Genomic DNA, 24,426 nt, shown 5'->3' on the forward strand with positions numbered 1-24,426 from the left:
CAACCCGGTGCATCTCTGGGCCCCTGCTCCGCTTCCCCAGGCGTCGCCGGCTTAGCTCAGCGGTAGAGCAGCGGTTTTGTAAACCGAAGGTCGGGGGTTCAATCCCCTCAGCCGGCACCAGCTTCTGACACCGTCAGCACAAACGCTTCACCACGCTGCCTTCCCGAAAATGCTCGGCGCCTGACACCTCCACCCAGCCATGCTTCGACTGCTCGAATACCGATCTGACCGGCCGCGGAAAATCGGGATCAGCGATCGCGCCGACGGCGATGCCGATCATCCCGGGCAGGTTCTCGGCCTGCCAATAGACCGTTGCGCCGCAGTCGGGACAAAAATGGCTGCGGACCTGGCCGCCGCTCTCGGCCGTCCGGACGTACTGCTTTGACGGCCCTGAAATCGTGACGGCTTCCACCGGGTAGAACGCGCCGACGCCGAACGGCGCGCCGGTGCGGCGTTGGCAGTCGAGGCAATGACAGGCGACGACGAGTTGCGATGGTCCCGGCAGCGACAGCGAAAGCGCGCCGCAGCGGCATCTGGCATCGATCATTGAAATGCACTCCTCGCGTTGGCGGGATGAAAAAGAGCGGTGCCCTCCGTCATTGCGAGGAGCTCGCGACAAAATTGCGGAGCAATTTTGCGCTGATGCGACGAAGCAATCCAGACCGCCCCCACGGAAAGACTCTGGATTGCTTCGCTCCGCTCGCAGTGACGGGGAGGCAGCGGGGCCCGCCAACACGCGTTGCAGCGCGTCCGGGACACCAGCGCGCGCTCGTGAGGCTCACTCCGTGCCGGCCTCGAACGCCAGCAGCACGTTGCCGGCGACGCCGCTCCATTGGCCGTAGCCGGAATTGGTGTAGAGAATGCCGCCGGCGATGACGGGGCCGGGACCGTCGATCGCGCCGCCATGGGCGGGGATGCCGTTCACGGCCTTGAAATCCCGCGCAGTGTCGAACTCCCAGAGCAGCTTGCCGTCAGTGGCGAAGGCGCGCAGGAAACCGCTGACGCCGCCGGAGAACACGACGCCCGGGATCAGGCTCACCGCCGCCGAGAGCGCGGGGCTGCACTGAAGACGGTCGCCGCAAGCGATGGGCGGCACCTCCATCACGACTTTCCCGCTGGCGAGATCGAGGCCGAACAGGCCGCCGCCTTGCGTGGGATCGAGCTGACGCGTGCCATCGCGCGCAAAGCGCACGTCGGAGTTGGCGACATAGATGCGCTCGCCGTCCGCGGCCGAGCCCCACTCGCTGCCGCCGAGCGGACCGCCCTTCCCGATCCTCGTCTGCCACAAGATCTTGCCGCCGTCGTCGGGATCGAGCGCGTGCACGACGCCGGACTTTTGCGCGATGGCCAGGATGCGCCTGCCATCCCGCAAGGTGACGAGGATCGGCGACTGGCCGAAATCGTGATCGGGCCCGGGCTCGTCAGGACAGTTGGTCCTGTCTGCCATGAAGCACGCCACGACGAAGGCGTCCTTCGGCGTTGCCTGCTGCTTCCACAGCAGCTTCCCGGTTCCGAGCTCGAACGCCAGGATCGAATCGGCGGTCGCAGCCGGCGGGTTCGAATAGGAATTGCTGGTCGCCACATAGAGCGCGCCCCGCTTCGCATCGATCGTCGGCGCCGACCAGATCGCAGCGCCCGACGGGCCGAACAGCTGCGTGCCCTTCGCATTCCTGGTCGTGGGGTGCGGGATCTCGGGGATGGTGTAGGCCTGCCAGATGATCTTGCCGGTCGCGGCCTCCAGCGCCACCACGCTGCCGCGAAAGGTGCAGCATTCGTAGGAGGCTTGCGAGCCGGCGGCCTCCTCGAGCGAGGACACCGGCACGTAGAGCACGCCATCATGCAGCGTCGGCGCACCGGTGACGCGCGCGGCCGCATGCTCCTCCACCTTCGTCTTCCAGATCAGCGCGCCGGTCAGCGCATTCACCGCATAGGCGTTGGCGCGCAGATCGCCGAAGAAGATCGCGTCCTGATCGGAGCCCGGAAGCTTCGCAAAGCTGATCGCGGCACGCACCGCCGCATCGATCGCCAACGTCCACAGCGTGCAGCCGCTGCGCGCATCGAGCGCATGTACCTTGCGGTCGGTGCCGCCGATGAACAGAATCCCGCCGACGATCGTCGGCGGCGCAAACGACACCGAGGCGCCGGGGAAGGCATAGGCCCATTTCAAGCGCAGATGCGGCACCTGCTCCGCCGTCAGCCCGGCCATGTCGGCCGGCTGGAACCGGCTGTTAGCAGCGTCGACGCCCCATCCGTTCCAGCGCGGACCGTCGAGCGCTTGCGGGAAGCCGCTCGCCTGCTGCGCGCAGCGGCCGTCCGCCTCGGCGGCGGCACCGCCCGTCGGCATCTTGCCGGTGACGAAGGACGCGATCGCGCGGCGTTCGGCGTCGCTGCGGTCCTTCGCCATCGCGGTCATGCTGCCTGTGGTCAACGTCCCCAGCACGTGGTCGAACGACATCGCCTGCAAGGCGCTGCGGCCGGGCACGCGGGTCTGCGCATCGGTGTCGTGGCATTGCGCGCAATGCGCGGCGTAGAGCGCAGCCCCGTCCTGCTGCGCCAGCGCCGGCGAACTGAACCCGATCAACAACGCGGCCAGGACGGCACGTAGGCTCATGGTGGTCTCCGGCATGCGACGGGAGATCGTTCACACAAGCCGAAGTCTATCGCCGACGCGATCGAGTCCGCAATGGAAGGTTGTGCCTGCGGCCGTCACACATCCGTGGCCGCGCGAGCAGGATCCGGCAGCTCGTCGAGCCGCCACAACCCGAGACTCTTGTCGCGCCAGCCGCCGTCGCCCTCCTCGCAGCGCTCGTCGATCAACTCGCGCGGCGCGGGCCAGCCGAACGGCGCCTTCGTCATGTTGAGCGCGCGCCAGTCGCCATCCTCGCAATCGCTGTTGCCCTCCCATTCGGGGAACGTCGTGACGAGGAGATATTGCGCGCCGCTCGCGCGAAAGCGGCTGATGACACGGGCGATGTTGTCAAAACTCAGATGCACCAGGCAGTCCCGGCACAGGATCAGATCGGCGCGCGGCAGCGCATCACGCGTGAGATCGGCCAGCAGGAATCGGCCCGCGAGCTCGCCGTCCGCCACGCGGCGGTTGTTGGCGGCGATCAGCGAGGGCACGATGTCGATGCCGATATAGTTGAGCTCGAGCTTGGCCCGGCCGATCCAGCCGGCATCGCCGCAGGGCGCATCGAGCAGCGCGCGCACGCCGAGCCGCTGCAACAGCGGCGGAAGCGCGTCCCGGATCGCGGCGGTGGCCATGTCCTCCGAGCCGAGGCCCGAGACCGAGCTGGCCGCACCCCAGAGGTTGGTCCGCTCGATCCGCTCGAACCGCGCGGCCAGATCGAGCCCCGTGAAATTGTCGCGGTCGGCGACGAAGCGTTCATGGGCGAGCACGGGAGGACGGTTGGAGATCATCGGCAAGCCTCACATCAAGTCGCACCACCACACTACAGCAAGCCGCGAACCTCCACCGCTCAATCCGGCTTCTGCCACTCCATGATGTGGAAGTAGGGCACGCGGCGATGCCGGGCGATCTGCTCGGGGGTGCCGCCCGTCGGTTGGGGCTCGCTGAACAGGCGCAGCTGGAGGCCGTGATCGAGCAGCAGCGTCATGTAGGTGCTGAGCGGCCGATGCCAGTTCAGGATCCGCATGTCGCGCCAGCTCACCCAGGTCGCGCGTTCCTCCATGTAGTGATCGATGGTGAAACGCGGGGTGCCGTCGTGGTCGCGCGTCCAGCCTTCGGGCGGACCTGCGGTGTTGAAGCTGGTCATGTTGGCGATCAGCAGCGTGCCGCCGGGCCGCAGCGCCCTCACCATGCCGGCGATCGCCGCGCCGAGATCGGGCATGTCGATCAGGCTGAGATAGCTGACGACGAGATCATGGGAGGCCCCAAAATCCATCGTCTCGGCGCGGCCGAGCCGATAGTCGCCGTCCGGGTCCAGCTCCCTGGCGCGCGCCAGCAGGGCCTCGGTCGGATCGATGCCGGTGGTGCGGATGCCGGCGCGCTGCATGATACGGCAGAAGCGCCCCTCCCCGCATCCGACATCGAGCGCATTGCGGAATCCGCGGCCCTCGATCCGCGCCCGCATCGGCGTATCCAGCACGAAGCGGCGGCCATAGTCGCCGTCTTCGCCTTGCTCGGCGATCCATGCAGCCGCGGAGGTGGCCCAGCCGTCGCCGACGTCCTCATTCATGTCCCGGACCTGTGGTGTCTGCCGCGCACCCGCGTGGGGACGGTCAACAACCACAGATTGGATCGGATTTCAACACGGGGTAACGTGCGCATGTCATGCACCCCACCACGCCCCGAGACAAGGCCAGGATCGCCGCCGGCGCGTTGACGGCCGTCGTCATGACGGCCATGCTGTTCGTGTTTGTGCTCGGCTTCCTGCTGGCCTGACCGAGGGCGCGGCGGAACAGGCCGCCGCGCGGGCCTCAGGCGGCGCGCACGGTGCGCAGGAATTTCCCGACCTCGTCCTTCAGCCGGTTGCTGTCGCTCGCCAGCATCTTGGCAGTCGAGAGCACCTGCGAGGACGCCGAGCCGGTCTCGGCCGCGCCGCGCTGCACGTCGGTGATGTTGGTGGAGACCTGCTGGGTGCCGTGCGCGGCCTGCTGCACGTTGCGCGAGATCTCCTGCGTCGCGGCGCCCTGCTCCTCGACGGCCGCAGCGATGGTCGACGACACTTCCGACAGCCGCTCGATCGTCACGGAGATGTCGCGGATCGCGTTGACGGATTCCTGCGTCGCGGTCTGGATGCCGGTGATCTGCTGGCTGATCTCGCCGGTCGCCTTCGCGGTCTGCTCGGCCAGCGTCTTCACCTCGGAGGCAACCACGGCAAAGCCGCGGCCGGCTTCGCCAGCGCGCGCCGCCTCGATGGTCGCGTTCAGCGCCAGCAGGTTGGTCTGGCCGGCAATGGTGTTGATCAGCTCGACGACGTCGCCGATCCGCGTCGCCGCGACCGAGAGCTCGCTGACGCGTTCGGTCGTGGTGCGAGCCTGGGCGACGGCTTCACCCGCCATCCTTGCGGATTCCTGCACCTGACGGCTGATCTCGTTGACCGACGAGGACAGCTCTTCGGTGGCGGTCGCGACCGACTGAACGTTACCGGTGGCTTCGCCCGAGGCGACCGCGACGACCGAGGTCAGCTCCTGCGCGCGCTGCGCGGTGGTGGCCAGCGTCGAGGACGATGCTTCCAGCTCGGTGGACGCGGATCCGACGGTGTCGATGATCTCGCCGACCGCACGCTCGAAGCCGTCGGCGAGGTTGACCATGTCCCGGCGGCGCTGCTCGGCGGCCTGCTTCTCCGCTTCGAGCTGCGCGGCCTTGAGGCGTTCGACCTCGAGACCGTTGGTCTTGAACACCTCGACCGTTCTCGCCATCTCGCCGATCTCGTCGCGACGGTCCTTCTCGGGCACATCGGTGTTGAGATCGTTGCGGGCGAGACCCTCCATCGCGAGCTTGAGCCGGGCAATCGGCTGCGACATCGCCTTGAGGCCGATGAACAGCGCGATCGCAATGCCCAGGATCAGGCCGCCGGCGCTGACGCCGGCCACGGTCCAGGTCGCGGCGCGCGCGTCGCGGTTGATGGCCTCTTTGCGCTTGGCGACGGCCTGACCGGTTTCGGTGGTGAATTGGGCAATGCGAGCCAAGGCCGCATCGAGCAGCGGATCGCACTCCTTATGCGCCCGGTCGGCGGCCTTGGCATTCTCTTCCGTGCTGCTGGCCTGCGATCCCGCCTTCAGCACGGGATCGCAGCCCGCGAACGCTGCCTTGAGCTGGTCGCCGATGCTCTTGATCTGGCTGGCGCGCTGCGGATCATCCTGCTCAGCCGCGTCCAGGAATTGACGGATCTCGTCGCGATTCTGGTTGGCGGTCTTCAGGCGAGCGACATTGCCGGCCTCGGTTGCCTCGGTGAGGACCGCATAGAGCGCGGCATGATAAGTCTCGGCGCGACGCTGGGCGCGCGCGAGATTGAGCGAGGAGGATTGGGCGGCGGCGAGTTCGCCGAAGCCGTCGACAGTTGCGGACAGTTCGCGCGCGCCGAAGCCTGCGACAGCGATCATCGCGCAGCCCATCACTGCCACGATCAGCGCCACTTTCCAGACGATCTTCAGATTGTTCAAAAAGCTCATTTCCGCCGCCCACCAATGTCCTGTCGAGCAATAAGCCCAGCACCGTGCATTGGAACCCGCGGTCGTTAAGATTTAATGCAAATCGAATGCGTCCTCTTACGGAAAAATAACCCTTATGCGCTCTCGACGTAAGCTTCGCGTAAGCTTGGCCCGCTTACGCTCACGCAATCCGGAGCCTCGCGGCTGCGGAACCGCGGCGAGCCTTCGGCCGTTGTCGGCCCATGCGGATCAGAGAAGAAAACCGAAACATGTTTCTGCTGGCGACGGTGGCACTGTGCTGTAGCGCCGTGGCCGGCACGTTGACACTGCTTGAGCCAGTGCTTCGACCGCAGCCCGAAAGGCTGGTCGCCGAGAGATCGCTGACCGACGTCCCCCGGACGTCGGACCTGACGCCGGTTCGGGTGGTGGGCGCCCCGTTCGAGCCCAACGTCAACCCGCGCCAGCGCTAGAGTCTCTCCCGTACCGATGGAATCGGAACGGCTCGTGCGCTCACCTTGGCGATGCCTCCGTGCCCTCCTCGGGCCGGCTTTGCGCACGCGCCAATTCCTCCACGAACGCGATCACCTCCGCCCGCTTGTCGGGCGGTAGCGACAGGAACGCGCGGATGAGCCTCAGGCCCTCCACTTCGTCCGAACGTTCAGTTCCGGAATCCATTTGCCTACCTTCGGGTGACCGGGAAAAATATGCAATCCCTTGTCAACCGTCTTGATTCGACGCAGCCGCTTTGCTGGAATGGGGGTGGCTGAGGTGGATCATGAAATGGATCAGGGAACGCGACGCACTGATCGCGCAGACACTGGCCTTCGTCCAATCGGTAACCGGCAAAAAGGATGATGTCCTTCTGCTGGAGGGCACCCAGGCTGCGTCGACCGTGACGACGGAGGTTGTTGCGGTCGAGACCGTCACCGTCGAGCTGGAGCCCGTGAAGGCTCCCCCGCCGCCGCCGCCCGCGCCTCTCCCGCCACCACGGGCGATCGGCGACTTCCGCACCGAGATGCAGGCCCGCATCGCCAATTTCCGCAAGCACCAGGAGCGGTTCGAGCGCGAGCGGGAGGAGTATTGTGCGGAAACCCTGACCAAACTGCGCGCCGCCATCCGCGACGCCTCGGGCCCATTGGTCAAGAAATAGGCCGACCGGCCTCTACAGCCAGGACCAGACCAGCAAAAGATTGGCCGTGCAGGCGCCGAATAGCGCCAGCGTCAGCGGCAGGAGCATGTGCCCGCAGGAGGTTTTCAGGTCGCTCGTCATGGCCGGAAACATCCGCTGATTCCGCCAAACGAGTCCCAGGGATTCTTTTTTCCGGGATTCAGGACTCGTTAAGGACTCAGGGCCCGGCGACTTTCATGGCCTCGATCAGGGCTTTGATCACGCCCCCGTGATCAGTCACAGCCTGGAACCGGGCGGCCGGCGAGATCGTTGACGGGCTTTCCGGGAGCGGCACGAAATGCCCTACGCCTTGTTCTGTAACGACGCCCAGATCAGCAAGGCCTATCCGAGCGAGTCCGACGTCTGGAAGGTCGCCCAGCGCAGCGGCCTGGTCGTGGATGTCAGCGCCGACGACGACCGTCCGGGGCCGCGCCGGGTGCTCGACAATGATTACGAGATCAAACCCTGCCGGGCCGCCCAGGGCGAGGACCCCGCCAAGAACAAGGCCGAGGCCGAGCGCCAGTCCCGGGTGGAGCTGCAGCTGAATTCGTGAGGGTGGTGCCGGTGGACGCTACAGAGGATCAGGGCGTCGCAGCCGCGAGGGAGGCCTGCTCACCCGGCATGGGCACGCAGGCCTTGCGGCGATGCAGCCCGCGGATGGCGCCGGTGACCTTCAGCACCTTGCCCGACGGACAGGATGCGTCCTTGACGAAGGCCACCTCGTAGGGGGCCAGCATCAGAGGCTCGGATTTGAGGATTGTCTGTGCAGAGCACGGCAGGGAAAAGAAGCACGAGAGCACCACTGCCGACACCAAGATACGCATGTCCGTCGTCCCACCAGCCCGGTAATTCTCATATAACGCTTTCCGGAGCGCGAGTTCCGTAAGCGGCAAAAATTATTTTTGCTTTACCCCGATCCCATGACGCGCGTGAGAAGGCGCGCGCCGGAATGTTTGCCTGCAAATGACGCGCCAGATGGTTCACGCATTGCAAACGCAGGCGGGCTGGCGGGCGACAGCGGACAAACGAAAGGCCGGCGGGAAGCCGGCCTTTGTCAGAGTTTGGTCGCGATGGAGGGTCAGTAGCGCGAGGCTGCCGGACCGCCCCAGCCGAAGCGGTAGTTCACACCGACCTTGACGGTATGCTCGTCCTCCCGGCCGCGGACACCGACGATGTCGGCCGGACCGGAGGTGAAGGTGGTGCTGCCGAAATTATAGTACTGGTATTCGGCCTTGGCCGACCAGTTCGGCGCGAACATGTACTCGAGGCCGGCGCCGACGGTGTAGCCGTCCTTGCTGTTGCCGGTGGTGGTGAAGGCCTGCGGTACCCCGGCAACGTTGACGCCGAGGCCGCCATTGCGCCAGGCGTAACCGCCCTTGGCGTAGAGCAGCGTCGGACCCCAGGTGTAGCCGATGCGGCCGGTCACCGACCCGAGCTGGTCGGTGTTGGAGGTCACCTGCGTGCCCAGCGGGAACGTGACACCGTTATTGTTGGTCGGCAGCCAGGAATACTGGGCCTCGATACCCATCACCCAATTGGGCGCGAACTGGTAGTCGAAGCCGCCCTGCACGCCGCCCAGGAAGCGGGCGTCGCTGGACTGGAAGCTGCTGTCGCCGGCAAACGCGCCGCCGACATGGCCGCCGATGTAGAAACCGGTCCAGTTATAAATCACCGCCGGCGGCGTATAGGCCGGAGCCTTGGCGTAGGTGCGCGGCTGCATGTCCGCGGCTGCAGCCGGCGCGACCAGCGCAAGCAGAGCGGCTGCACCCAGCAAAATCGACTTCATGATCATCCCCGTTCTTTCATTTACGACACTCAGGAAACAACGTGGCGTGAATTGGGTTGCTTCGCGGCGATGCCGGAACGTTGATCGTTCGTTACTGTGACGGAGTGGCAACATCGCGATTTTGTTCCGTCACGTTGCCCCGCGCCGGCTGTTTTTGTCGCCTGCGCGCGGCTCTCCGTAACGATTTGTCGCACGACGAAATCGCCCCGTTCAAAGCTCCCCGAAATGTGATCCGGCAGCTCCGGCGCCGATCGTTCTAGCACCAGCCGATGAAGGCGGGCTTTGTGCTACCGCGCCATCTTTTCGAGTTCCGGAAAGGGTGCGTAAACCGCACCGGCGCAGAGCTCGTTGGTCCGGTCGACGACGCGGTCCGCCCGTCCGTTGACGAAGATGACGGCGCGCTCGCGCATGGCCTTGTAGCTGCCGTCGCTCTCGCGCGGGGTGAAATGCAGGCAGCTGACATAGAACTGCCGGCCGCCGACCTCGCGCTGGACCGGCTCGGCCATGCTGGCCTCGCGCACACCGACCGGGTTGTTCAGATAGGTGCGCATCAGCGCCAGCGTGTCGCTGCGGAAATTGTCCGGAAAGGGCTGCGGCCCGCCGGCCTGGGTCCCGCCCATGAAGGTCGGACGGTCACTGTCGCTGCCGAAACAGGCCGCAAGCGCCAGCGGCAAGGCCAGGATCAACACCAGGCGTACCGTTTGTTTCGCCAATCGCCCCACAGGTCACGCGCTCCGCTCGAACAGACTCGAAAGCCGTTCTAGCCGCTCGGTTGCGCAAAGGGAATTCGCGTCCTCAAGGAGACTTTACAACGCGCGCACCGACGCGCCGCCGGCGTCTTCCGCTCTCGCGGAAAGTGCCGAGACGGCGGGCCGGGCCTGAGATCCCGACGCGGCGGCGGGGCAATGCTTGGGATGCCGCCGCGCCGGATCAGTCGTTAGCTGCGCTTCTCGATGGTCGCCGGCTTGGTCAGGTCCGGCTGCGCCTTCAGCGACTTCTTGGCCGACAGATGCTTGTGGTGATGGCGATGCTTGCGCACCGTCTTGTGCTCGTCCGGCGTCACGGCCGCGTTGGCATTCATCGCCTTCGACTTGGTATCCACCTTGGCGTCCGCCTTGACGTCGGCGGCCTTCGCATCGGCCTTGACGCCGGCTTCGGATTTCGCGGCGGCGGTCGAGGCCTTGGTCTGGCTCTGGTCCGCCTTGATCACCGGGGCGGTCGCGGTGGTCTTGCCAGCCTCGGCGGCGAAGGCCGGGGCTGCGATCACGGAAGCGGCGAGCAAGGCTGCGGAAATGGTCTTCAGCATGGTGGTCTCCTCTTGGAAGGATCTCGAGGCGGCGCCCTCTCGCTACCTCTTCGATCGTAGGTGGGAGCCTAGGGGGCGGGCTCTGAACCCGATCTGAAGCCGACGGCTGGCTTCCGTTCATCTCGATGACAAGTTTGTCATCTGCGCCGGGGGATCGTGCGATGCGGGAATGTTTTTGCCGGACGGGTGTTCCGGTCTTCGGGCAATCGTGTAGGATCGCCACGTTCCATACGGGAGAACTTAGATGCGCAAACTCTCAATGCTTGTCGTGCCGGGACTCGTCGCCATGTCGCTGGCGGTCGCACCGGTGCTGTCCAGCGCCTATGCCGCCGGCAGTGACGAGCCCTCCTCGCCGCCGAAGTCCGACTCCTCGTCCAAGAAGGGCAAGAAGAAGAGCTCTTCCGTCAACGATCCGAAATTCCTCGCTGCCTATCGCACCGCCTACACCACGATCTACGACAACCACGACTACACCGGCGCGATCGGCCAGCTGAAATCGCTGAAGCGCGACGACGTCGCCGACGTCGCCAACCTGATCGGCTACTCCTATCGCAAGCTCGGCGACTACCAGTCGTCGAAGGCCTATTACGAGCTGGCGCTGAAGGACGATCCGAACCACGTCCGTACCTGGCAGTATTACGGCCTCTGGCAGCTCGAGCAGGGCAACCGCGAACAGGCGCAGTACCACCTGAACAAGATCGCCTCGCTCGCCGGCACCGACAGCTCCGAGTATCGCTCGCTCGCCGCAGCGCTCGACAAGCCGACCGGCGCGACACTCGTCTACTGACGACAACGCATCTTTGAACGACGCGAACGGGCACACCCCCAGGGGTTGTGCCCGTTCTGCTTTCTCGGCTAGCTTTGCGCACCAAATCTCCCCCCCGCAAATTGGTGCGCAATGGACAAGTGGCTGCGATCCGCGATCGACTACATCGGCTCCTGGATCGACTTTCAACTGACGACGATCCAGCAGCCTGGCGTCATCGTCGCCTTCGCCCATCGCGGCGAGATCGTCGCCGAGCATGCGTTCGGTCTTGCCAATCTCGACACCGGCGAGAAGCTCACCCCGCGCCATCTCTGCCGCATCGCCTCGCACTCGAAGAGCTTTACCGCGGCCGGCATCATGAAGCTGCGCGAGCAACGCAAGCTTCGGCTCGACGATGCAGTCGGCCAATTCGTCGGCGGCCTCCATCCGCGCGTCGCCGAGGCGACGATCGCGCAGGTGCTCTCGCACAGCGCAGGGCTGACGCGCGACGGCGCCGATTCCGGCCAGTTCATCGACCGGCGCCCCTATCTCAACGCGAAGGAGCTGCTGGCGGAATTGAAGCTGCCGACCGCGATCGCATCAGGCACGCGCTTCAAATATTCCAATCACGGCTTTGGTCTGCTCGGCCTCGTGATCGAGGCCGTTACCAGGGAGCCCTACGCAGTCTGGATCAAGCGCGAGATCGTCGAGGCCGCGGGCCTTCGCGAGACTGCACCGGACGCGCCGCTTCCAAAGGACGTGCGGTTCGCGCGCGGCCACACGCGCAAAGTCCCGCTGGGCGAGCGCTGCGTGATCCCCGGCGACAATCCCACCAACGCGATGGCATCGGCGACGGGCTTCGCCGCTACCGCCGGCGATACCGCCCGCTTCTTCGCGCAGCTGGCGCCCAATGCCAGACGGAGTGTGCTGTCCGCGGCGAGCCGCCGCGAGATGACGCGACATCACTGGCGCATCCCGCAGAGCTTCGAGGCCTATTATGGCCTCGGCATCAACGTCGGCAAGACTGACGGCTGGGACTGGTTCGGCCATGGCGGGCACTTCCAGGGCTACATCTCCCGGACCTGCGCGATCCCGGCCTGCGACCTCACGATCAGCATCATCAGCAACTCCATCGATGGCGGTGCACCGTTCTGGATGGACGGCGCGATGCAGATCCTGCGCGTCTTCAAGACACGCGGCGCACCCGAGCGCCGCGTGCGCGACTGGACCGGCCGCTGGTGGACGATCTGGGGCGCGACCGATCTCGTCCCCGCGGGCAACCGCGTGCTCGTCGCCAATCCGCAATTCATCAATCCGTTCATGGATGCCGCAGAGATCGAGGTCACCGGCCGCGACACCGGCAAGCTCGCCTGGGCGGCCGGCTATTCCAGCCATGGCGAGCCCGTGCGCCGCATCCGCGACAAGCGCGGCAAGGTCAGCGACATCTGGATCGCCGGCGCCAACATCAAGCCCGCAAGCGTCGTCGCGAAGGAAATCGCGCGCCGCTATCCGCCACGCAAGCGCCGCCCTACTCCCTGATCAGCGCTTCGACCTCGCTGCGAAACGCCTGTCGCGAGCCCCCTTGCGAATAGAACATGTGGCCGCCAGGATAGACGACGAACTTCACGCGCTGCGTCGCGAAGGCCGGCATCTGGTCGAGCACCCGCTTCGTTCCGAAATAGGGCGTGGCCAGATCGAACAGGCCGTGCGCGACCAGGACGTTCAGCTTGGCGTCGGTCGCGAGGATCTGGCGCAGCTCGGACACCGATTGCGGCGGGTTGATGCCGCGGCCGAAATCCCAGTGGCCTTCGACAGTGCCGTTCAGCACTTCATAGGAGCCGTCGGGCCGCCAATTGAGCTTGCGCGTGAGCACGTCGACGGCAGCGCTCGTCAGCGGCGCCTGGAGCGCATCGCCCGAGGGATCGCCGAACCGCGAGCTGCTGGAATCCGGATAGGGATCGAAGCCGCGCACCGAAGCGTCGTAACGTCCCGTCACCTTGCCGTTCTTGCGGTCGAATTCCCGGCGGAATTCACCGACGTCGAAACGGCCGGCGAGCCTGCGGCTCACCGCCTGGTCGATGCCGGTGAGCGCGGCGACCTTGTCAGCCAGACGATTGGTGGCCTCCTTGTCCGCCTCGCCCTTGACGAGGTCGGCCAGGAATTCGCCACGCGCGTAAGCCTCGACGTCGGCGAGATCGGCGCGCTTGACCGGACCCTTGGCGTCGCGCGCCACCGCCACATAGCTCGGCAGCGTCGCGACATATTGCAGGAGACTGGTGCCGGTGAATTCGCGGAAGTCCAGAAGCGGCGACACCAGGATCAGGCCCTTGATGCCGACGCCATGCTGGATCTGCAACTGGCGCACGACCTTCGGCCCGCGAATGCCGCCATAGCTCTCGCCCGCGACGTATTTCGGCGAGGTCAGGCGATCGTGCTTCTCGAGCCAGCGGCGGATCACCAGCGCGATGGTGTTGACGTCGCCGTCGACGGAATAGAACGATTTTCGCGCCTCCTCGCCGCTCGCGACGAAACGGCTGTAGCCGGTGCTGACGGGATCGATGAAGACGAGGTCGGTGAAGTCGAGCCAGGTCTCCGCGTTCGGCTTCACCTCGGGCGAAGCCGACGGCGACAGCCCATCGCCATCGAGCGGCAGCCGCCAAGGCCCTGCCGCGCCGAACTGGAGCCACGCCGAGGACGCCCCGGGCCCGCCATTGAACAGGAACGTGACCGGCCGCGTGGCGCGGTCGGCGCCGTCGAGCTGGTAGGACGTATAGGCGATGTCGGCGAGCGGCTCGCCCTTGCCGTCGAACACGCGGATGGAGCCGGCGGTCGCGGCGAAGTTGAGGGTACGGCCGGGCAGATCCAGCGTCTGCTGCGTGGTCGTGTCAGGCGGAAGACGATGCAGCTCGGCCGCCGACGGCGCAGCCTGCGCCGCGCTTTGCGCGTTGCCGGCCCGCCCACCTTTCTGTCCCGCGGGCGAGGCCGCCTCGGCGCGCGGCTGCGGATCGTCTGCGCGCGCGACGCTCGCGAGCGCGACCGCGGACACGGCCAGCACGAGCCCGGTTCGTCGCAGCGTCGGCAAGATCATGAGCATGATTGGTCTCCCTGCCCGGCTGTCATAGCCGATGCACGGCGAAGCTAGCGAGGAATTGCGACGGTTTGCGGGATCCTTGGTCGATGGCGCGGCCTCGGCTGGCTCAAATCAACCCGTTTTGTTCTCCGAAGACGACAATCGCCCGTTTGCCTTGAGAGGCGGTCATCCTCGACAATGGAGGCCCACCTCGTATAGACGAGCCCGGCGGAACTTTCTCCAGCCAGCGGCCCTGCCCGACAAGCCATGACCAAGCCCACGCGATACGACCGGATCGCCTTCGTCGCCAGCCCGAGCAGCGAAGCGCAGGCCGCCTATGTCCAGCTCACCCGGGACTACGGCAATTGCGCCCCCGAGGAGGCCGACATTGTGGTCGCGCTCGGCGGCGACGGGTTGATGCTGCAGACGCTGCACCAGAACATGCACACGGGAAAGCCGATCTACGGCATGCATCGCGGCACCGTCGGCTTCCTGATGAACGAATATTCGACGCACGATCTGCGCGCGCGGCTCGAAGCCGCGCATGAATCCGAGATCAATCCGCTTCTGATGCGCGCGACCGACGTCAACGACCGCGTCCACCTGCACCACGCCATCAACGAAGTCGCCCTGTTCCGGCAGACCTACCAGGCGGCGCGCCTGCGGATCATGATCGACGAACGCGAGCGCATGCCGGAGCTGATCGCCGACGGGATCATGGTGGCAACGCCGGCCGGCTCGACCGCCTACAATCTGTCGGCGCAGGGACCGATCCTGCCGATCAACGCAGCGCTGCTGGCGCTGACCCCGATCAGCCCCTTCCGCCCGCGCCGCTGGCGCGGCGCGCTGCTGCCCAACACGGCCTATGTCGTGATCGAGGTGCTGGAGGGCGACAAGCGCCCCGTGGCGGCGGTCGCCGACCACGACGAGGTGCGCGACGTCCGCCGCGTCGAGGTGCTCTCCGACAAGACCATCTCGATGCGGATGATGTTCGACCCCGGCCACAGTCTGGAAGAGCGTATTTTGCGCGAGCAGTTCGGCTACTGAGCGCAAGGCTGGATCGAGTCCAGGCCGCCGGCTAAAGCGGGATCGGAGAGCATATCGAAATCCCTGACGACGGGGACGAAGCTCTTCGTCTCCGAGGTCATCAGATAGATCGTGACGGGCAGCGAGGCCTGCGGCGCCGCGTTGGCGCGACAAAGTTCCTTGGCCGCCACGCCGAGCCCCATCGACCCGCGCTTGCCTTGCCTGCCCTGCTCGACCATGGCGGCGCGCAGTGCCTCGAAGCGCGCCGCATCGGCTGGAGACAAGCGATAAGCATAGGTTGCCGAACCCTGCGGCGGTGCTGGCAGGCCGGCGCGATCCCGCGCCTCGCTCATCTCCATCATGGCGAAGTTCGTTTTCGTCTCGGCCTCGCCCGTCACCTTGGTGACGACATCGAGCTTGACGCCGCCAGAACGCGGCCGCAGCCCATCGGGCAGTTGCACGGCAACGCGCAGCAGCGACAGGTCCGTCGTCTTGGCATCGATGCGGGCAAGCCGCGGGATCGATGTCAGCGGCACCGAGCTGCAACCGGCAAGCGCGAGCGCAGCCGCGCTCACAAGAACGCGCACGAGGCGGTTCATCGCAGACGTCTCCAGAGTTGCAAGGAGCTTGAGTTGAAGGGGTTCGGCTAGGCCGATTTGCGGCCGGCCGCGCGCGCATCCTGCGCGTCGGCCGCGCTCTCGGGGACATATTCCAGGATGTCGCCGGGCTGGCAGTCCAGCACGGCGCAGATCCGCTCCAGCGTGTCGAAGCGGATGCCCCTCACCTTGCCCGACTTCAGCAGGGAGACGTTCGCCTCGGTGAGCTCGATGCGCGCGGCAAGCTCGCGCGACCTGATCTTGCGCCGGGCGAGCATGACGTCGAGATTGACGATGATCGGCATGGTCAGATGATCTCGCTGTTCTCGTGCCAGAGCCGGACGGCATCGGCCATCACGGTGGCGAAGGCGACGAGCGCGAGGCCGCTCAGCACCGACAGCACCTGTGCCTGCTCGATGCCGAACATCACCACGATCTGCCCCGGCTCGTTTGCCCGCGTCAGGTTGATCGTGGTGAGCATCTGGACCAGCGGCGAGAGCAACGCATTGGCGATCAGCGCAAGGCCCATGCGGCGGATCCGCCAGGCGTTTTCGGTCACGAACACCTCGCCGCGCGCAAAGTGCGAGAACAGCATCGAGAGCTGCAACAAGGCGTAGAGACCGGGCGCGAGGCCAATCAGGCTGATCAACGCGCCGATGAAGCGCGTGCCGAGGTGAAGCGTGAACGGCCGCCCCCCAAGCGGGGACTGTGTCGCGATCCAGTGCCGCAGCAGCTCGTCGCTCGACCAGAGCAGCGGGACGGCAAGCACTGCCCCTGCGATGCAGACAAGCGCGCCGATCGCCACGATCCGTCCGATGCGGCGCAGCCGCGGCTGGACCGGTGCGGGGTAAGGAAACGCGATCACGCTCATCGGATTAGCTCCCGTCCGGCTGAGTATTTTTATTGTTTTACGATAAAAAATGGCGGAATTACGATATTCATCGTCGATACTTCGAAACCTCTCGCAAGGGCAGCAGCAACCCTTCGTTAACCCCCGCCACGATATGGTTAACGAAGGTTGACCGCTTTGGCCCGGGCGTCATGTTCCGTATCGACTTCAACAAGCTGCGCTTCCTCGTCTGCGACGACAATCCGCACATGCGCCGCATCCTGCGCACGCTGCTGCATTCGTTCGGCGCGCGCGAGGTCTATGAAGCCGAGGACGGCGCCACGGCGCTGGAGATGTACAGCCATTACGTGCCCGACATCGTCATCACGGACTGGGCGATGCCGATCTTCGACGGGCTCGAGCTCGCGCAAATGATTCGGCAGCCGGAATCCAAGGGCAACCCTTACGCGCCGATCATCATGCTGACAGGTCATTCAGAGAAGCGCCGCGTCACGGTCGCGCGCGATGCCGGCGTCACCGAATTCCTGGCCAAGCCGATCTCGGCCAAGGGGCTCTATCAGCGCATCCTCAACGTCGTCGCCAATCCGCGGCCCTTCATCAAGACCAAGACTTATTTCGGTCCGGACCGGCGCCGCAACACCAACTCCGCCTATATGGGCCCCGAGCGCCGCGTCGGCGAAAAGCACGAGGTGCTGCAGCAGCCCTCGCTGCTCGACAAGGCCCGCTCCACCATCTAGCGCAGGCGTCTTCAGACGAGGCAGGTATCATGGCGAAGAACAGCGCAAAGGACATCGAGGTCAAGGCCTTCGCCACGCACCAGATCATCACGCAGCCCAACCCGCTGCGCAAAGTCCTGCGCCGCGTCGACGAGAAGGACCTGGACGATCCGGTCGGCCGCGCCGAGCAGGCGCTAGCTAGCCTCTCCGGCGAGTTCAAGGACTGGATGACGATCGAGGTCAACCGCCTGTCGGCCGCCTATGTCGCCATCCGCAATGACGGCTTCACCAGAGAACGACGCGACGAGCTGTTTCACGCCGCCCACGACATCAAGGGCGACGCCGCGACGTTCGGCTATCCGGCAGCGTCGGGAATCGCCGAGAGCCTGTGCCGCGTCATCGAACACGCGCCCGATCTGGAAAAAGTCCCGGCCGAACTGTTCACGCACCACATCAACGCCATCCTCGCCATCGTGCACGAGAACACCAAGCTCGACACCATCAGCGTCTCGGCCGAGCTCAGCCGCCGCCTGCGCAAGGTCGCCGACGACTATCTGACCCAGGTCAACCGCGACCGCCCCGAACATCTCGAGGTGATCCTGGCGCCGAGCATCGCGCCGGCGGAGTAAGGCCCTCTCCTCTCAGACTGTCCCCGCTGCGGGATTTCTGGATTGCTTCGCTGCGCTCGCAATGACGGGGCTGGAAGGCCCGGCTCTATCAACACGATCGGAATTGTAGGGTGGGCAAAGCGTAGCGTGCCCACCACCTCTCTCGATCATGCCGAGATCGTGGGCACGGCGCTTCGCGCCTTTGCATACCTTACGGCAGCTCGTTATGCCGCGATCAGATCGTCGTAAAGCGGATCGATCGCTTCGTCCGCGGCGATCTCGTCGCAGAACATCCTTGCCTCTTCCCGCGCCGATTCCGTGGCGAAGCGGCGCAGCAGGACCATCAGCGGCTCGGTGGCGCCGCGGTCGGTCTCGCAATGGGTGAGCACGCGCTCGACCATGCGCCGGCGCAGCCGCGCCGCGCCGTCGTCGCTGCCGACGAAGCCCTGCTCGTGGCAGGCATCGAGTGCGACCTGGAACGCCGCGAACGTCGCCTCGGGCAGCCCGGCGCGGCGAAGCAGCGCGTGCAGGCTGTTGCCGCCGCGGTCGTGCAGCAGCGCGGTGACACGCGCCAGCGGCAGGTCGGCAAGCTCGGCCAGCGCTGCGTCGAACAGGTCGAGATTGCTCGACAGCAGCGCGCGCAGGATCAGGCCCGCAGTCAGCTGGCCCGTGACGCGCAAATGATGCACCAGGCCCTGCATGTCCTCGCCGCGCGAGCGCGCCGCGATGTTGATGGTGGAGCGGTCGCGCGCCTCGATCGTGATGCGATCGGCGCGATCGGCGCTCAGCCAGTTGCGGGCCACGACGAATTGCGCCAGCGTCTCGGAGAGCTTCGCCACCAGCGCGGCGCGGGTTGCGGACGGCAGATCATCCAGCACCAGCATCGCCTCGCGGATCGCGGCGAGATGCCCGTGGCGCTCGACGATGCGATTCCAGGAGAACGGCGCCAACTCGGCGTAGGGATTTTCGATCAGCTCCAGCGCGGCGGCGGCGCAGCCGACTTCGGCGATGGCGGCGCAGACCGAGACCGGCAGCGCGATGCGGCGGGCGACCGCGCATTGCACGTCGTCATTGCCGGTGGCGACGATGTCGACGAGATCGGCGTCGATCAGCAAGGGAGAATGTTCGAGCACGGGCAGCGCGACGGTCGGCTGGTCCGCCGACAGCGCCCGCACGATCGACGCCGGCGCCTCCGCGCTGCGCGCAAAGGCCTCGGCCATCGCCTGGCGCACCAGCGGCGAGGGATCGTCGAGCAGCATCAGCAGCGCGCCTTCGGCGGCGATGCGGTCGTCTGTCGAAAGATCCGAGATCAGCCAGGCCCGGGCCAACGCCCGTGTCGCCTCGGCCCGCTCGCCTGCGGGCGCGGTTCTGATCCAATTGATGAACTGCCGAACAATCATGCTGCTTCCGGCTTACACAACAAACGAAAATGGTGACGGCTCGTCACCTGCAACACAAAATAAACCACGACGCTTAACAAAGCGTTCACCATAACTGGCTGGTTTTATTGATGATTTGTTAAGGGAGAAAAGCCGTTTCAGATGGCGTGCCCCGGACGCTGCGCAGCACCAAAAGCGCATTCACGCGCGTCTTCAATGGATGAGTGATCCGCTGCAGAGCCGGGGCCCATCATGTTCGAGAGCAGTGCTTGCGGCATGGTTCCCGGCTCTGCGCAGCAGCGCTACGCGCTGCGGTGCGTCCGGGACACGAGAGTGAGTTCTTAGCTTGAGAACGTGCCGCTGCGATCGCTGAAGAGATCGAGCGGCTGCGGCGGACGCACGTCGGGCGTGGCCGAGGCGACCGAAGTGAGCGAGGCGTTGTTGCCCCACAATTTCTGCACCGTGGTCGAGACCGGCTGCGTGGCATCGCCGGGCTGGTAGATCGAGCGGAAGGCCGGCGCGACGGGCGTATTGTCGGCGACCGTCGTCGACGACGTCGCGCTGATCGGCGTCACAGTGTTGGTGTTGGTGTTGGGAAAAGTCTGCAGATAAGCCGCGTTGTCGACAACAGGTGCGGTCGGCTGCACGCCATTCGCGCTCGCCACCTGCGTCGTCGACGGCGTGCCGCCATACATCGCCATCGCGCTGCGGGTGACTTTCGAATTGGCCGCGCTGGTATAGCGCGCGTCCAGCACGGAGTAGACCTCGGAGACGCTGCGCGCGCGGCCGTCCTTGGCGTAGAAGATCGAGCGGTTGGCGGAGGCCGCATTGGGAAACAGCCGCGCGCCGACCGCTTGCGGATTGTCCTCGGCATTGGCGATCAGCTTGGCTGCGCCGCCGACGCCCATGAAATGCGCCATGTAGAGTTCGCTGTCGCTCGGCCGGCGCCCGAGCAGACCGGTGAGCTTGAAGCTGTTCGACTGCGTCAGCGCGGCCGCCATGCTGGACGCGGCTTCCGGATCGTCGCGCAGCTTCATGATCGAGCGCTTCATCGCGGGATCGTCGACGGTGTAGCCGCCCGACGAGGTCCGGGTGATGGCGTCGGAATAGTTGCCGTAGCCGAGCTGGGTGCCGGCCTCCTTCACCGTGCCGAGCCAGGTCTGGTCGATGAACTGGTAGAGCCCATGCGCGGACGAGGTGGAGGCCCCTGCCGTCGGATCGAAATCCGATTCCATCTTGGCGGTGGTCAGCATGTAGTGGAAGCTGACGCCGGTGACGTTCGAGGCCTGCTTGATCGCACCGGCGACGCGCGCCCGCGTCGGGTCGAGAGCGGCCGTCTGCGTGGCACTGGAATTGTCGACCGACATGATGAAGTGCCCGCCTCGCGCGGCGTTGAGCGGCGCCGGCAATTCGGCGCCTGTCGTCTCACCGTGGGACAGGTATGGTTAATGCGGGGTTAATTCCCGGGGCACCCCTCAACGAGTCATTCCGGGGCATCGCGAAGTGATGAGCCGGAACGACAGCGAGCTACTTCTTGTAGACGTCACTGGGATCAAACAGCCGCTCGGCATCGGCGAAGACCAGCTTCGCTCCTCCGCCTTCGGCCTCGACCTTGCGGTAGAAGCACGAGCGCCGCCCGGTGTGGCAGGCGGCCCCGATCTGCTCGACCCGAAGCCAGACCGCGTCCTGGTCGCAATCGGTGCGCATCTCGACCACGCGCTGGGTTTGACCTGAGGTCTCACCTTTTCGCCACAAGGCATTGCGGGAGCGGCTGAAGTACCAGGCCTCGCCGGTCGCGATCGTCTTGCGCAGCGCCTCGTCGTTCATGTGCGCAACCATCAGCACGTCGCCGCTGGCGACGTCGGTCGCGACGACAGTCACGAGGCCGTTCGCATCGAAGCGCGGCAGGAAGGACAAGCCTTCCTCGATCTCATGGGAGTGAGCAGACACGGGCGACCTCGCCGATCTATTCGCGAGGTCAGCGCTGCAGGCCTCGCACCAGGGACAGGAAACGGGCCTGCTCCGCCGGATTGTCGCGGAACATGCCGGTGAAGCGGCTGGTGAAGGTGGAGGCGCCATGCTTGGCAACGCCGCGCACCGACATGCAGGTATGCTCGGCCTCGATCAGCACGGCAACGCCGCGGGGCTTGAGCACCTCGTCGATGGCGGCTGCGATCTGCGCCGTCAGATGCTCCTGGGTCTGGAGCCGGCGGGCGAAGATGTCGGTCAGGCGGGCGAGCTTGGACAGGCCGACGACGCGTTCCACCGGCGTGTAGGCGATGTGCGCCTTGCCGTAGAACGGCATCATGTGATGCTCGCACTGGGAGGTGAACTCGATGTCGCGCACCAGCACGAAATCGTCGTAGCCGGCGGTCTCGCCGAAGGTGCGGTCGAGCACCTCGGCCGGGCACTGGTGATAGCCCTGATAGAGCTCGTCGAAGGCCTCGACCACGCGGCGCGGCGTGTCGAGCAGGCCCTCGCGCTCGGTATTCTCGCCGATATAGGCGAGCAGCGTCTTCACCGCCGCTTCGGCCTCGGCGCGCGCGGGGCGCGGCTGGTCGGCGCGGACGGCGGCCGCGAGGAATTCGGCGGGATCAAGCTCGGCCGGACGGGTCTCGGGCTGCTTGTTGGGGCGGATCGGCTTGATGGTCGCGTCCATGTCTACTCCGTTCGACGGCCTCAACGGCCGGAGTGTCACCGGCAGACGGGGCGGCAAGCCGCCGGACGCCTGAAGAGAACAGTTTTGACGAAAAAGGGCCTTGGGTAAAACGCCGGACGCGCAGATCTGGATCGCTGCCGCCGCACCGCTGGACTGTTTTTCCGCCAGTTCCGACCCTATATAGGACCGTGGACGGCGCCCGCCAAGGCCGATCGGGGGCGGAAGTGGGTATGGAAGTGTTGGACTCCATCACATGCTGAACGACATTTATAACAAGCGGATCATCGAGCTGGCGGGCAATATTCCGCGTCTCGGACGGCTGTCCGACCCCGATGCCACCGCCACGGCCCACTCCAAGCTATGCGGCTCGACCGTCAAGGTCGATCTCAAGATGACCGGCGACACCGTCACCGACTTCGCCCATGACGTGAAGGCCTGCGCACTCGGACAGGCCTCTTCATCCATCATGGCAAGTCAGGTTGTCGGTTCGACTGCGAGCGAACTCCGCGAGTTACGCGAAACTGTTCGCAAGATGCTGAAGGAGAATGGTGCGCCTCCTCAAGGTAAATGGGAGGAGCTCAAGTTCCTCGAGCCGGTCCGCGACTACAAGGCGCGCCATGCCTCGACGCTGCTGACGTTCGATGCCGTGGTCGACGCCATCGGCCAGATCGAGGCCAAGACGAAGTCCGACACAAAACAGCCGGCCGCAGCGCAGGGCTGAACCTCGCCGTCATTCCGAAACGCGCGCCGGCGCGAACCGGGTGCGCAACTGCGCACCTGGGAATCGCGCGCGCCGACATGTGGGGTCCGGGTTCATCGCTTTGCGATGCCCCGGAATGACCGTGGGGGATTCTTACTTCTGAGCGGCCGCCGCCGGCGTGGCCACGCCGCCGGTCGGCACCAGGGCTTCCGCCGTCTTGGTCGACTTGGCCGGCTGCTCCGGTTCTACGCCGAACCTTGCCTGCGTCTTCGGAGCGAGCTCGGCCATCGCCGGCGCGGAGATGTCCACGTGCGGCAGCACGTCGGCGACGAGATCCGTCGTCACGAGATTGGTGAGCTTGAGCTCGCCGACATCGAGCTCGTGCAGGTCTTCCCAGGGCGGCACGCTGAGCGCGAGCGACAGCAGGTCGCCGGCGCCGCCCATGTCGAAGGTGTATTTGGCGAGCCGGCCGATGTCGCGCTCCACGATCATCAGATCCTGCGCGCTGTAGCTCGCCGCCTTGGCATCGTCGGCGCGGTCACCCATCCAGATCTGGTGGACGCGGACATGGGCCGCTTCCGGCACGTAGCGCTTCTTGCCGGCCAGCAGCAGGAACACGCACATGGATTCGCAATAGGCCTCGGGCGCGACCGCCGGGCGGGCCGACTGGCCACCGCGCAGGCTGACGCCGACCGTGGTCAGGAGACCGAGATTGCGGAAGCGCCGGCCGAGCGTGATCGCGTCATTGACGGAACCGCCGCTGGAATCCAGCACCACGGTGGCGCCGCCGAGCTGACGGCCGCGAGAAAACTCTTCGAAGTCTTTCGGGGTATCGGCGGTGATGATGCCGACCGCGCTAACCCAGCCGCGGCAATTCGGCTCGCAGGCAATCCAGTTGAACTTCATCGGAAGCTTGCGCTCTTCGAGCGCGCCGCCGGCGCGGGCCGATGACCCGAACGTCGCGACGGCGCCAGCCAGCACGACTCCACAGACGGCGGTTCCCACAAGCAACCAGCCGCGAAGGTTGAGCGACTTCAGAACTTTCAAACTGGTCCCTTCCCCAAGCCCCAGAGGCGATTCAGGCAAGCCCCGTTTTGCGTCCGTTGAGTCTACACATGGACGTCACAAAAATGGTATCCGGGGGAATACAGATCGTCCATAGGTACTTGCTGCACTGCTCCCAAAAAGCATGCAAAATATGGCGTGCAAACAACACCTTACAGTTCCCTGCATCGGAACCGTGCAACTCATCGCGTAACCTGGCGGCACCGCGCACATGAAGCATTCAGCCTGCGGGCATTGTTCCGGTTCAGTCGAGGGGGCGCTTCGACTCCCGCGCCGATTAGGCCGCGCGCTGATCTGGCTTTACCGACACACGCTCTCTCCCCTCGTCGGCTACAATTGCCGGCATCTACCGACTTGCTCGGTATACGGCGACGAGGCGATCGAACGCTTCGGCCTCTGGGCCGGCGGCTGGATGACACTCGCGCGGATATTGCGCTGCAACCCTTTCGGCACCTCGGGCATCGACAATGTACCGCTCGCCGCACCGAAAGAAGCGCGCTGGTATCTGCCCTGGCGCTACGGCCGCTGGCGCGGCGTCAACGCATCTTGAGATTGTAGCGTTGCCTTGCGCCTCGGTGAGCTCTGCGGAACCTTAGAGGTTCCTCCCGCGTTGTTTCGGTGCTCCCCCGGGAGGA

Annotated in this window: 27 protein-coding genes and 1 tRNA gene; 10 read left to right on the plus strand and 18 right to left on the minus strand. The window is 65.7% G+C overall.

The features are described from left to right. Positions 1-45 precede the first annotated feature (45 nt). Positions 46-120 (plus strand) — tRNA-Thr (locus Q0743_RS13760). 13 nt (positions 121-133) lie between these two features. On the opposite strand, the gene Q0743_RS13765 is transcribed toward Q0743_RS13760, so the two are convergent. The 5 genes from Q0743_RS13765 to Q0743_RS13785 all read right to left on the minus strand — a co-directional run bounded on the left by Q0743_RS13765 (position 134) and on the right by Q0743_RS13785 (position 6,138). After that, positions 134-547 (minus strand): GFA family protein, encoded by a 414-nt coding sequence (locus tag Q0743_RS13765; protein WP_298242078.1) that lies wholly within the window; start codon positions 545-547, stop codon positions 134-136. Between the two features lie 231 nt (positions 548-778). Next, on the minus strand, positions 779-2,611 hold the full coding sequence (locus tag Q0743_RS13770) for a PQQ-binding-like beta-propeller repeat protein (protein WP_298242079.1): 1,833 nt from the start codon (positions 2,609-2,611) through the stop codon (positions 779-781). 95 nt (positions 2,612-2,706) lie between these two features. Then, entirely contained in the window at positions 2,707-3,420 is a 714-nt protein-coding gene (locus Q0743_RS13775) for a class I SAM-dependent methyltransferase (RefSeq protein WP_298242080.1), read from the minus strand. Positions 3,421-3,479: 59 nt separating this feature from the next. Continuing rightward, positions 3,480-4,199 (minus strand): bifunctional 2-polyprenyl-6-hydroxyphenol methylase/3-demethylubiquinol 3-O-methyltransferase UbiG, encoded by a 720-nt coding sequence (locus Q0743_RS13780; protein WP_298242081.1) that lies wholly within the window; start codon positions 4,197-4,199, stop codon positions 3,480-3,482. Positions 4,200-4,440: 241 nt separating this feature from the next. Next, positions 4,441-6,138 (minus strand): methyl-accepting chemotaxis protein, encoded by a 1,698-nt coding sequence (locus Q0743_RS13785; RefSeq protein WP_298242082.1) that lies wholly within the window; start codon positions 6,136-6,138, stop codon positions 4,441-4,443. A gap of 754 nt (positions 6,139-6,892) precedes the next feature. Here Q0743_RS13785 and Q0743_RS13795 point away from each other — a divergent pair. Then, entirely contained in the window at positions 6,893-7,267 is a 375-nt protein-coding gene (locus tag Q0743_RS13795) for a hypothetical protein (protein WP_298242084.1), read from the plus strand. A 316-nt stretch (positions 7,268-7,583) separates the two neighbouring features. Further along, the gene (locus Q0743_RS13800) at positions 7,584-7,838 is read left to right on the plus strand and encodes a hypothetical protein (RefSeq protein ID WP_298242085.1); all 255 of its coding nucleotides are present in this window, start codon (positions 7,584-7,586) and stop codon (positions 7,836-7,838) included. A 28-nt stretch (positions 7,839-7,866) separates the two neighbouring features. On the opposite strand, the gene Q0743_RS34275 is transcribed toward Q0743_RS13800, so the two are convergent. The 4 genes from Q0743_RS34275 to Q0743_RS13820 form a co-directional block, all read right to left on the minus strand. Continuing rightward, on the minus strand, positions 7,867-8,109 hold the full coding sequence (locus Q0743_RS34275; RefSeq protein ID WP_367184898.1) for a hypothetical protein: 243 nt from the start codon (positions 8,107-8,109) through the stop codon (positions 7,867-7,869). Positions 8,110-8,363: 254 nt separating this feature from the next. Continuing rightward, positions 8,364-9,071 (minus strand): outer membrane protein, encoded by a 708-nt coding sequence (locus Q0743_RS13810; protein WP_298242086.1) that lies wholly within the window; start codon positions 9,069-9,071, stop codon positions 8,364-8,366. A gap of 287 nt (positions 9,072-9,358) precedes the next feature. Then, positions 9,359-9,793, minus strand: coding sequence for a hypothetical protein (locus Q0743_RS13815; protein WP_298242087.1), 435 nt, complete (start codon positions 9,791-9,793; stop codon positions 9,359-9,361). A gap of 215 nt (positions 9,794-10,008) precedes the next feature. Next, a complete protein-coding gene (locus Q0743_RS13820; RefSeq protein WP_298242088.1) occupies positions 10,009-10,377 on the minus strand; it encodes a hypothetical protein in 369 nt (122 codons plus the stop codon). A 244-nt stretch (positions 10,378-10,621) separates the two neighbouring features. Between Q0743_RS13820 and Q0743_RS13825 the strand changes: the two genes are divergently transcribed. After that, positions 10,622-11,164: a tetratricopeptide repeat protein gene (locus Q0743_RS13825; protein WP_298242089.1), complete on the plus strand. Its 543-nt coding sequence runs from the start codon at positions 10,622-10,624 to the stop codon at positions 11,162-11,164. 111 nt (positions 11,165-11,275) lie between these two features. Further along, a complete protein-coding gene (locus tag Q0743_RS13830) occupies positions 11,276-12,661 on the plus strand; it encodes a serine hydrolase (protein WP_298242090.1) in 1,386 nt (461 codons plus the stop codon). Here the strand turns inward: Q0743_RS13830 and Q0743_RS13835 are convergent. Further along, positions 12,651-14,216, minus strand: coding sequence for a peptidase S10 (locus tag Q0743_RS13835; protein WP_298242091.1), 1,566 nt, complete (start codon positions 14,214-14,216; stop codon positions 12,651-12,653). The genes Q0743_RS13830 and Q0743_RS13835 overlap by 11 nt on opposite strands. A gap of 243 nt (positions 14,217-14,459) precedes the next feature. Here Q0743_RS13835 and Q0743_RS13840 point away from each other — a divergent pair, with 243 nt between their 5' ends. Beyond that, positions 14,460-15,239, plus strand: a complete 780-nt coding sequence (locus tag Q0743_RS13840; RefSeq protein ID WP_298242092.1) for an NAD kinase — start codon at positions 14,460-14,462, stop codon at positions 15,237-15,239. Here the strand turns inward: Q0743_RS13840 and Q0743_RS13845 are convergent. The 3 genes from Q0743_RS13845 to Q0743_RS13855 are packed head-to-tail and all read right to left on the minus strand — an operon-like array spanning position 15,233 to position 16,685. Next, a complete protein-coding gene (locus Q0743_RS13845) occupies positions 15,233-15,817 on the minus strand; it encodes a hypothetical protein (RefSeq protein ID WP_298242093.1) in 585 nt (194 codons plus the stop codon). The two genes, Q0743_RS13840 and Q0743_RS13845, sit on opposite strands and share 7 nt — an antisense overlap. Before the next feature lie 47 nt (positions 15,818-15,864). Next, positions 15,865-16,119, minus strand: coding sequence for a helix-turn-helix transcriptional regulator (locus Q0743_RS13850; protein WP_298242094.1), 255 nt, complete (start codon positions 16,117-16,119; stop codon positions 15,865-15,867). A 2-nt stretch (positions 16,120-16,121) separates the two neighbouring features. After that, positions 16,122-16,685 (minus strand): DUF2975 domain-containing protein, encoded by a 564-nt coding sequence (locus Q0743_RS13855; protein ID WP_298242095.1) that lies wholly within the window; start codon positions 16,683-16,685, stop codon positions 16,122-16,124. Between the two features lie 170 nt (positions 16,686-16,855). Here Q0743_RS13855 and Q0743_RS13860 point away from each other — a divergent pair, with 170 nt between their 5' ends. Both Q0743_RS13860 and Q0743_RS13865 read left to right on the plus strand, forming a co-directional pair. Then, positions 16,856-17,401 carry a response regulator gene (locus tag Q0743_RS13860; RefSeq protein ID WP_011088265.1) on the plus strand — a complete coding sequence of 182 codons (546 nt, stop codon included), beginning with the start codon at positions 16,856-16,858 and terminating at the stop codon, positions 17,399-17,401. Positions 17,402-17,430: 29 nt separating this feature from the next. Further along, positions 17,431-18,009 carry an Hpt domain-containing protein gene (locus Q0743_RS13865; protein WP_298242096.1) on the plus strand — a complete coding sequence of 193 codons (579 nt, stop codon included), beginning with the start codon at positions 17,431-17,433 and terminating at the stop codon, positions 18,007-18,009. Positions 18,010-18,212: 203 nt separating this feature from the next. Here the strand turns inward: Q0743_RS13865 and Q0743_RS13870 are convergent, their stop codons facing one another. The 4 genes from Q0743_RS13870 to folE all read right to left on the minus strand — a co-directional run bounded on the left by Q0743_RS13870 (position 18,213) and on the right by folE (position 22,026). After that, positions 18,213-19,388 carry a DUF2336 domain-containing protein gene (locus tag Q0743_RS13870; protein WP_298242097.1) on the minus strand — a complete coding sequence of 392 codons (1,176 nt, stop codon included), beginning with the start codon at positions 19,386-19,388 and terminating at the stop codon, positions 18,213-18,215. Positions 19,389-19,708: 320 nt separating this feature from the next. Next, entirely contained in the window at positions 19,709-20,734 is a 1,026-nt protein-coding gene (locus tag Q0743_RS13875; protein WP_298242098.1) for a lytic transglycosylase domain-containing protein, read from the minus strand. Between the two features lie 160 nt (positions 20,735-20,894). Then, the gene (gene hisI / locus Q0743_RS13880; protein WP_298242099.1) at positions 20,895-21,317 is read right to left on the minus strand and encodes a phosphoribosyl-AMP cyclohydrolase; all 423 of its coding nucleotides are present in this window, start codon (positions 21,315-21,317) and stop codon (positions 20,895-20,897) included. A gap of 28 nt (positions 21,318-21,345) precedes the next feature. Beyond that, positions 21,346-22,026, minus strand: coding sequence for a GTP cyclohydrolase I FolE (gene folE / locus Q0743_RS13885; RefSeq protein ID WP_298242100.1), 681 nt, complete (start codon positions 22,024-22,026; stop codon positions 21,346-21,348). A 253-nt stretch (positions 22,027-22,279) separates the two neighbouring features. Between folE and Q0743_RS13890 the strand changes: the two genes are divergently transcribed. After that, on the plus strand, positions 22,280-22,747 hold the full coding sequence (locus Q0743_RS13890) for an iron-sulfur cluster assembly scaffold protein (RefSeq protein ID WP_298242101.1): 468 nt from the start codon (positions 22,280-22,282) through the stop codon (positions 22,745-22,747). Positions 22,748-22,879: 132 nt separating this feature from the next. Here the strand turns inward: Q0743_RS13890 and Q0743_RS13895 are convergent, their stop codons facing one another. Then, the gene (locus Q0743_RS13895) at positions 22,880-23,773 is read right to left on the minus strand and encodes a hypothetical protein (protein ID WP_298242102.1); all 894 of its coding nucleotides are present in this window, start codon (positions 23,771-23,773) and stop codon (positions 22,880-22,882) included. A 229-nt stretch (positions 23,774-24,002) separates the two neighbouring features. On the opposite strand from Q0743_RS13895, the gene yidD reads away from it, so the two are divergent. Continuing rightward, the gene (yidD, locus tag Q0743_RS13900) at positions 24,003-24,341 is read left to right on the plus strand and encodes a membrane protein insertion efficiency factor YidD (RefSeq protein WP_298242103.1); all 339 of its coding nucleotides are present in this window, start codon (positions 24,003-24,005) and stop codon (positions 24,339-24,341) included. Positions 24,342-24,426 lie beyond the last annotated feature (85 nt).

It is taken from the genome of uncultured Bradyrhizobium sp. (genome assembly GCF_936943645.1).
Lineage (GTDB): Bacteria > Pseudomonadota > Alphaproteobacteria > Rhizobiales > Xanthobacteraceae > Bradyrhizobium.

What these genes read in the sequence shown, in the direction of transcription:
- Q0743_RS13795 (WP_298242084.1), top strand. Translation starts at nt 6,893, where the DNA reads ATGAAATGGATCAGGGAACGCGACGCACTGATCGCGCAGACACTGGCC.
- Q0743_RS13810 (WP_298242086.1), bottom strand. Translation starts at nt 9,071, where the DNA reads ATGAAGTCGATTTTGCTGGGTGCAGCCGCTCTGCTTGCGCTGGTCGCG.
- Q0743_RS13820 (WP_298242088.1), bottom strand. Translation starts at nt 10,377, where the DNA reads ATGCTGAAGACCATTTCCGCAGCCTTGCTCGCCGCTTCCGTGATCGCA.
- Q0743_RS13850 (WP_298242094.1), bottom strand. Translation starts at nt 16,119, where the DNA reads ATGCCGATCATCGTCAATCTCGACGTCATGCTCGCCCGGCGCAAGATC.
- Q0743_RS13780 (WP_298242081.1), bottom strand. Translation starts at nt 4,199, where the DNA reads ATGAATGAGGACGTCGGCGACGGCTGGGCCACCTCCGCGGCTGCATGG.
- Q0743_RS13765 (WP_298242078.1), bottom strand. Translation starts at nt 547, where the DNA reads ATGATCGATGCCAGATGCCGCTGCGGCGCGCTTTCGCTGTCGCTGCCG.
- Q0743_RS13890 (WP_298242101.1), top strand. Translation starts at nt 22,280, where the DNA reads ATGCTGAACGACATTTATAACAAGCGGATCATCGAGCTGGCGGGCAAT.
- Q0743_RS13860 (WP_011088265.1), top strand. Translation starts at nt 16,856, where the DNA reads ATGTTCCGTATCGACTTCAACAAGCTGCGCTTCCTCGTCTGCGACGAC.
- Q0743_RS13830 (WP_298242090.1), top strand. Translation starts at nt 11,276, where the DNA reads ATGGACAAGTGGCTGCGATCCGCGATCGACTACATCGGCTCCTGGATC.
- Q0743_RS13770 (WP_298242079.1), bottom strand. Translation starts at nt 2,611, where the DNA reads ATGAGCCTACGTGCCGTCCTGGCCGCGTTGTTGATCGGGTTCAGTTCG.
- Q0743_RS13865 (WP_298242096.1), top strand. Translation starts at nt 17,431, where the DNA reads ATGGCGAAGAACAGCGCAAAGGACATCGAGGTCAAGGCCTTCGCCACG.
- Q0743_RS13840 (WP_298242092.1), top strand. Translation starts at nt 14,460, where the DNA reads ATGACCAAGCCCACGCGATACGACCGGATCGCCTTCGTCGCCAGCCCG.
- Q0743_RS13775 (WP_298242080.1), bottom strand. Translation starts at nt 3,420, where the DNA reads ATGATCTCCAACCGTCCTCCCGTGCTCGCCCATGAACGCTTCGTCGCC.
- Q0743_RS13845 (WP_298242093.1), bottom strand. Translation starts at nt 15,817, where the DNA reads ATGAACCGCCTCGTGCGCGTTCTTGTGAGCGCGGCTGCGCTCGCGCTT.
- Q0743_RS34275 (WP_367184898.1), bottom strand. Translation starts at nt 8,109, where the DNA reads ATGCGTATCTTGGTGTCGGCAGTGGTGCTCTCGTGCTTCTTTTCCCTG.
- folE (WP_298242100.1), bottom strand. Translation starts at nt 22,026, where the DNA reads ATGGACGCGACCATCAAGCCGATCCGCCCCAACAAGCAGCCCGAGACC.
- Q0743_RS13855 (WP_298242095.1), bottom strand. Translation starts at nt 16,685, where the DNA reads ATGAGCGTGATCGCGTTTCCTTACCCCGCACCGGTCCAGCCGCGGCTG.
- Q0743_RS13835 (WP_298242091.1), bottom strand. Translation starts at nt 14,216, where the DNA reads ATGCTCATGATCTTGCCGACGCTGCGACGAACCGGGCTCGTGCTGGCC.
- Q0743_RS13870 (WP_298242097.1), bottom strand. Translation starts at nt 19,388, where the DNA reads ATGATTGTTCGGCAGTTCATCAATTGGATCAGAACCGCGCCCGCAGGC.
- Q0743_RS13785 (WP_298242082.1), bottom strand. Translation starts at nt 6,138, where the DNA reads ATGAGCTTTTTGAACAATCTGAAGATCGTCTGGAAAGTGGCGCTGATC.
- Q0743_RS13800 (WP_298242085.1), top strand. Translation starts at nt 7,584, where the DNA reads ATGCCCTACGCCTTGTTCTGTAACGACGCCCAGATCAGCAAGGCCTAT.
- Q0743_RS13825 (WP_298242089.1), top strand. Translation starts at nt 10,622, where the DNA reads ATGCGCAAACTCTCAATGCTTGTCGTGCCGGGACTCGTCGCCATGTCG.
- yidD (WP_298242103.1), top strand. Translation starts at nt 24,003, where the DNA reads ATGAAGCATTCAGCCTGCGGGCATTGTTCCGGTTCAGTCGAGGGGGCG.
- Q0743_RS13875 (WP_298242098.1), bottom strand. Translation starts at nt 20,734, where the DNA reads ATGTCGGTCGACAATTCCAGTGCCACGCAGACGGCCGCTCTCGACCCG.